Source organism: Trebonia sp. (assembly GCF_049794275.1).
GTDB lineage: Bacteria > Actinomycetota > Actinomycetes > Streptosporangiales > Streptosporangiaceae > Trebonia.
Map to the genome: position 1 here is coordinate 1 of NZ_JBARCR010000328.1, position 6,310 is coordinate 6,310.

5 protein-coding genes are annotated in these 6,310 nt (G+C 70.3%); 4 read left to right on the forward strand and 1 reads right to left on the reverse strand.

The genetic code is table 11. The features are described from left to right. Positions 1-1,260, forward strand: a 1,260-nt coding sequence (locus WA805_RS09080) for a hypothetical protein (RefSeq protein WP_425242120.1), incomplete at its 5' end; no start/stop codon positions are given. Positions 1,261-1,466: 206 nt separating this feature from the next. On the opposite strand, the gene WA805_RS09085 is transcribed toward WA805_RS09080, so the two are convergent. Further along, positions 1,467-3,683, reverse strand: coding sequence for a LuxR C-terminal-related transcriptional regulator (locus WA805_RS09085; RefSeq protein ID WP_425242121.1), 2,217 nt, complete (start codon positions 3,681-3,683; stop codon positions 1,467-1,469). A 734-nt stretch (positions 3,684-4,417) separates the two neighbouring features. Between WA805_RS09085 and WA805_RS09090 the strand changes: the two genes are divergently transcribed. The 3 genes from WA805_RS09090 to WA805_RS09100 all read left to right on the forward strand — a co-directional run. Then, entirely contained in the window at positions 4,418-4,795 is a 378-nt protein-coding gene (locus WA805_RS09090; RefSeq protein WP_422271235.1) for a hypothetical protein, read from the forward strand. A gap of 11 nt (positions 4,796-4,806) precedes the next feature. After that, positions 4,807-5,148, forward strand: coding sequence for a hypothetical protein (locus WA805_RS09095; RefSeq protein WP_422271237.1), 342 nt, complete (start codon positions 4,807-4,809; stop codon positions 5,146-5,148). Next, positions 5,145-6,310, forward strand: a 1,166-nt coding sequence (locus WA805_RS09100) for an AAA family ATPase (RefSeq protein WP_425242122.1), incomplete at its 3' end; no start/stop codon positions are given. The genes WA805_RS09095 and WA805_RS09100, both read left to right, overlap by 4 nt.

The following is a 6,310-nucleotide window of genomic DNA, read 5'->3' on the forward strand; positions in this document are numbered from 1 at the left end:
GCGCAGGTCCCGGCCGAGGCTGATGGGCTTGGGCAGCTGAGCGGCATCCTGCCGGCGAGCCATCTGACCCTGCCAAGCGCCATCGAGGTCAACCTCAGCCAGGAGTACGTCCGGCTGCCGATCTACCCCGGGATCGCCTACGCCGGCACTTCCCATCAGGAGAAGGTGTGGTACATCCTGGAGGACGCCTCCACCCCCGGCGCCGCGGACGACCTGGGCGTCAACTATGCGCCCAAGCTGGCCAACATGGGGATCTCCTGCCCGGCGTGCGTGCAGACCGTCCACCTGATCAACCCCACACCGGAGCAGAACCATTTCGGCCCCGCGCCGATCAGCTTCGCGGGCGCGCCGGACTTCAGTCCGACCCGGATCGCGGTCCCCGGGCCGGACGGGTTCCCGCTGGCCAAGTTCCAGCCCGGCGCGGTAGCGGGCCCCGGGTACACCCCGTTCATCCAGATCGCCGGGTCGGACACGGTGTACAACGCGCCGATCATCGCTACCGGGAACGGGCCGTTCGATGTGGCGGACCACACCAACACCGCGGACCGGGTCCTCGGCATCCACATCGGCAGTTCCCCGGCGGACTCGCCGTCCGGGTCGTTCTCGGAGTCGTGGGTGGACATGCTGTTCGTCAAGGGCTTCGACGGCAGCGAGCCGATCGTGTACCTGTCCACCGACGCCGGCCAGCCGCTGAGCGCGGTGCTCGAGCGGTCCACCTACGTGCCGGCATTGAACGACGCCTCGTGCAACGGCTGCGATGACTTCCTCGGCTCGGCCCGGGAGCGGCTGTTCAGCTTCACCAACGGGCAGACCGGCGTCAATAACCCGCAGGCCCAGGGGCTCCAGCACAACGCCAAGGACGGCTTGGTGTCCGAGAACGCCGTGCAGACCAACACGGCGTTCATCAACGCCCTGCGCTACGGCGGCGACGCGCTGAATGTGTTCGGGGACTTCCCGACCCTGACCGACCCGCGGCACGCCGACGCCTACAGCCCGCTGTGGGATGACCAGCTCGCCATGTGGACCCCTAAAGCGGTCGCCGAGGGGCTCAACAAGCGGCAGATTAACGAGAACACGGTCCTGAATCTGGCCTACAGCCGGCCCGACCTGCTGACCGGGGTTAACCCGGCCACCGGGCAGCCCCAGCTGTACGGCTCGGTCGGGGTCGACATCAACTGTGCGGTCATCGGCTACACCGCGACGGCCCCCACATCCCCTGGCCCCCCGAGCCTCCCGGGTTCCCAGTTCCCGCCCAGGTAACCGGCAAGCCGCCGCAGGCGCTGCCCCGCCCATGTGGCCGGACCGGCGGCGCGGCACCTCAATCACCCCCGCGGGCATGGATAGCCTCGCCGAGGCAGTGGCATCAGGCCCTGGTCCTGCCCGTACGTATCGGGCGCTGACCATCACCGCCCTGGTCCCGCTTTCGCCGGGAAGCTGGGCAACGGGCTGAAGCGGGTGGCGGAAGGTTAGATCAGGCCACCGTCACGGGCGCGGATCACCGCTTCCTGCCGGGATTCGGCGCCGAGCTTGCGGTAGATCGCCCGTAGGTGGGTCTTCAAGGTGTTGGGCGTGATGAACAGGTCAGCCGCGAGCTCGCGCAGCGAATGCGGAGCGGGCAGCACCCGCAAGATCGTCAGCTCCCTGTCGGTCAGCGGTTCGAACAGCCCCTCCTGCCGGGTGCGTGCCGCCTCGGCGCGCTGTTCCTCGGCCAGCCACGTGGTGACCAGCGGTCCCGGGTCGGCGCAATGCCGCAGAATGCCGCGGGCCTCGTTCACCAGCGCCGCCGGATGGACGTCATCCACCTGGTGGCTAGCGGCGTCCAGGTAGACCCGGCCGGCCGCCGCCGCGGTGAGCAGTGCCGCGGCGAGTTCCACCCGTCCGGCCCCATGGCGGCCTCGTTCCACCGACGTCGTGGCCGCACGCCACGCGCCGGCCCAGTCCGCGCGCTGTAGCTCGAGGCGGGCGCGGGCCAGAGCCGGGAACATGGCTACGAAATGCGAGTCGCTGAGCGTGTGGCCCACCGCCGACTCCGCGTGGCCCGCGAGCCGGTCCGCGAGCGCGATGTCACCGCGGTTTACGGCCAGCAGCGCCTGGTACCCTTCGGCGCACATGCGCGCCAGGCGGTTGTCGTCATCTTCGGCCCGCCGGGCGGCCTCGGCGAGCAGTTCCCAGGCGCGGTCGGCGTCTCCGAGCCACATCAAGGTCACGCCCAGGATCAGCCGGTGGACGGTGGCGATGAACGCGTCATCGGCGTTCGGCGAGATCTCCCGCAGCAGGGCCGCGGCCCCGCCCACGTCCCCGGTCTTGTACAGGCGCAGCGCGCGCAGGAACATCAGCCGGGTATCAGCCGGACTCGACACCTCGGCGGTGTCGAGCACGCCGCTGACCTCCTCAAGCCGACCCATGTCGAGGGCCAGCAAGACCCGCGCCGCCGACAGGGATGCGTCGGTGGCGACGAGTTCGGCGGGCAGGGCGTCGAGCCACGTGCGCACCGTCTCCAGCTGGCCTATGTTGAACGTTCCGAGCCAGTGCGCCGCCACCAGGCGACTGCTCAGCGCATCATCGCCCGAGGCGATCGCGTGACTGATCGCCTCGGTGGCATCGTCGTGCTCCGCGTACCAATGCGCTGCCCGCCGGTGCAGCAGCGCAGGCCGCTCGGGCGATGCACGGGCCAGCTCGTGCCGCAGCAGGCCGCCGAACAGGTGGTGGTACCAGAACCAGCGGCGCTCGTCGTCCAGCGGGATCACGAACAGGTTGGCGCGGTAAATACGGCTGATCAGCTCCGCGCCGTCGGCCCCTCCGGTGAGCGCGTCGCACAGTGGCGCGCACATGCGGTTGAGCACCGAGGTCACCAGCAGGAAATCGCGGACGTCGGGAGGCTGGCTGGCCAGCACTTCCTCGGCGAGGTAGTCGACGATGTGCCAGTCAGCGCCGGTAAAGCGCTCGATGAATGCCGCGGGGTCACCCCGCCCACGCAGTTGCAGGGACGCCAGTTGCAGCCCCGCGGCCCATCCCTCGGTCCGCGCGAGCACCCGGAGCACGTCTTGCTCGGACAACTGCAGGCCCGGCCGGTAGCTGAGGAATTCCAGTGCCTCGGCGGCGCTGAACCGCAGATCTTCGACCCGCAACTCAGCCAGCTCCCCGCGCACCCTCAGCCGGCCGAGTGGTAGCCCCGGGTCGGCCCGGGTGATGAGCATCAGGTGCAGCTGGGGCGGGCAACGGTCCAGCAGCATCGCGACCGAGGTGCGCACCTGGGCACTGGTCACGAGATGGTAGTCGTCCAGCACGAGCACCAAGGGAGCGTCCGCGGACACCAGGCCGTTAACGAACGCGGGAAGCACGTCACGCAGCACGTCGGAACCGGTCGCGTCCAGCCGCCCCAGGGCTGCGGCGCCCGCCGCTGACCCGGCCTGATCGGCGGCAAGCAGCAGGTAGCGCCAGAAGCGCATCGGATCGTTGTCGCCGCCATCGAGCGATACCCAGCCCGCGGCGATCCCGTCGTGCGCCAGCCATTCGGCTACGAGCGTGCTCTTCCCCCATCCGGCCGGCGCGACGACCAGAGTCAGTGGCATCGTGCACCCCAGGCGCAGGATGTCATGCAGCCGCTTGCGCTTCACGGTGTGCTGCCGGAGGCTCGGCCGGAACAACTTCGTCGCGATCACGACCTCGGTGGTGCCAGCCATCACCCACCCACCGCTCCGCCGCAGCAACAGATTCCCGCCAGTGGCCGGTGTGGGCCCGGCGCGGCATGCCCGACTAGCCAGACCGAACCCGTTAACGACTGTAGCCTGCGACGACAATAGAGCGGTAGAGGCGCCGCGGACATATGACGGGCGAATAAGGGCCGGGCCTGTCAATACGGTCGATCAGCCTGCGAGCCGCTGGCTTCGCTGCCGCCGGAGATCTCGGTCTGCTCCACCACGAGCAGTTCGATCCCGAAGTCCAGCGCCTGGTCGATCAGCCTGTACAAATGCGCTTGATCCCGGGACGTCGCCGACGAGCACCGTCTGGTTGGGGGCATGTTCCAGGATCATCCCGTCGAACGCCGACTCGAAGCGCCCGCTCAGCCGTGCCCGCAGCACGATGCGGCATCTTGTCGCAGCGACGGTCAGCGCCCGTACTCCGAGGCGGCCGGCAGTGCCGAGTCGGCAGGCGAGATGCCGGTCATTGCTGTCATACACGGTCCGTCCCCCCTGCCGCGGAAATATTACGGGGCACGAGCACCACGGCTCGTTCGGAAATAGGAAGATCCTTCATTCCGAACGGCCCTCAGGTTTCTCACCCGGGTGAGATGGGGTGAGGGGGGAGGTGGGTGGGCTGGTCGTGGAGCGAGGCTCGGATCAGCCCAAAACCGGGAGGCGACCGCGATGTCCCAGGCCCCTGATACGCACTGCCGAGGAGGCTCATGATGTGGCCGGTGTTGGCTTATCCCAGCGTCTGTGCTGTCCAGGCTGACGCCGTCTTCGTGTCGGGGCTGCAGCGCCGCGATGAGCCCAGCGCGGGTCAGGTCCGGCAGGCCGTCGCCGCGGCCATTCGGGCGTTCGGCTGCTCGGGGTGTGCCGGGCGGGTGGCGCAGGAGTTCGGCGATCATCCCGAGACGGCAGTGATGCGGATGCGCTGGGCACGCGGCGTGGCCCGCAAGGCATTCGCGTATTCGCCGTCGGAGCCTGGCCCCGGCGCGGATGCCGGTGGGTGCCTGGTCATCCGCCCGCGGCCACCCGCCGAGCGGGCGTCAGGCTCGCCAAGCGCCGGACGGCGTGAGCAAGCCCCGTCTGCAGCGGGCGGGGACGACTGATGGAGAACGGCATGATCCAGGCGCAGGCCACGGCGGCGCGCATCGCCTGCACGCGGATGACCGTGCCGCACCTCACCGAGTTGCACGACAGCGTCGAGCGGGCTTGCGGCCTGACGGGCAGGTTCCAGTGGGGCCGCAAGACGGCGGCGCACGCGGAGATCGTCAGTCTGCCGGCGGGCATGGTAGATGATCCGCTGCTGGCTCCGCTGCTGAGCGGGGGGACCGCGCACGCGCGTGAGCTGATGCTGGCGGTCGGGCATGCGGCAGACGGCATCATCGTCAGCTCGCTGCTCTACATGCGGCGCCTGGCGCTGCCCGGCCGCCCGGCGGTCGCGAGTGAGGCGGCGATATGACCGCGATGATCAACGACTCCTCCCCGGAAGCGCGCGAGAGGATGACGCCGCCGGAGCGATCGGCCGGCCGGGAGGTCATGCGCGGGCGTGGACCGGAACAAAAGGTGATCCGTGACCTGCTGCGGCGTACTCAGCGGGGGGGTGGCGGCGTGGTGCTGGTGGACGGGGAGCCGGGCATCGGCAAGTCACTGCTGCTCCGCCATGCCACCGACGCGGCTGCGGACCAGGGCTTTTCCCTGGCCGCGGGAGCAGCGGACCCGCTGGGCCAGGTGATCCCGTTCTTCGCGCTGCGCGCGGCCCTGCGTGAGCCGTTCGCCGGGCTCACCGCGGATGATCCCGGTCGTGACCTGCCGGATGCGACCGCGTGGTGGATCATCCATCTACGAGCCCACCTCGAACAGCGAGCCGCCGCCGGCCCTGTCCTGGTCTGCCTGGATGACCTGCACTGGGCCAGCCCGGTTACGCTGGCCGCGCTGCGCGCGTTGCCGCAGGACACCAAACGGAACCCGGTCGCGTGGCTCCTGGCCCGGTCGAGCACGCCCCATCGCGCCACCGGCTACCTGTTCGGCCAGCTGGAGAAGGACGGTGCCGCCCGGGTCACCCTGACCCCGCTGGATCTCGACGCGGTGGCGGCCATGCTCGCTGATGCGTTCGGCGCGCCGCCGGACCAGGCCCTGGCCGATCTGGCCCGCGGCGCCGCCGGTAACCCCTCGCTCGTTGCCGAGCTGATCGGCGGCTTGCGCGACGATCACGCCGTGCAGGTCATCGGCGGACGCGCCGTGCTGACGTCGGCACGGCTGCCGGAACGGATGCACCGTCTCGGCCAGCGGCGGCTCGACGGCCTCAGCCAGCAGGCCCGGCACCTGCTGGGGACCGCGGCGGTGCTGGGCCCGGCGTTCCGGCTGGAAGACGTGGCCGAGATGCTCGGCCAGACCCCGGCCACACTGCTGCCCGCGGTGCAGGAGGCGATGGACGCCGCGATCATGACCGTCTCGGAACACGCGTTCGCGTTCCGCCACCAGTTGCTGCGCCGCGCGGTCGGCGAGATGATCCCGGGGCCGGCCCGCAACGCGTTGCACCGCCAGTACGGCGAGATCCTGCTCGCCCGGGGAGAGTCGGCGGCCCGGGCCGCCAGCCACCTGCTGCAGGCCGCGCATCCGGG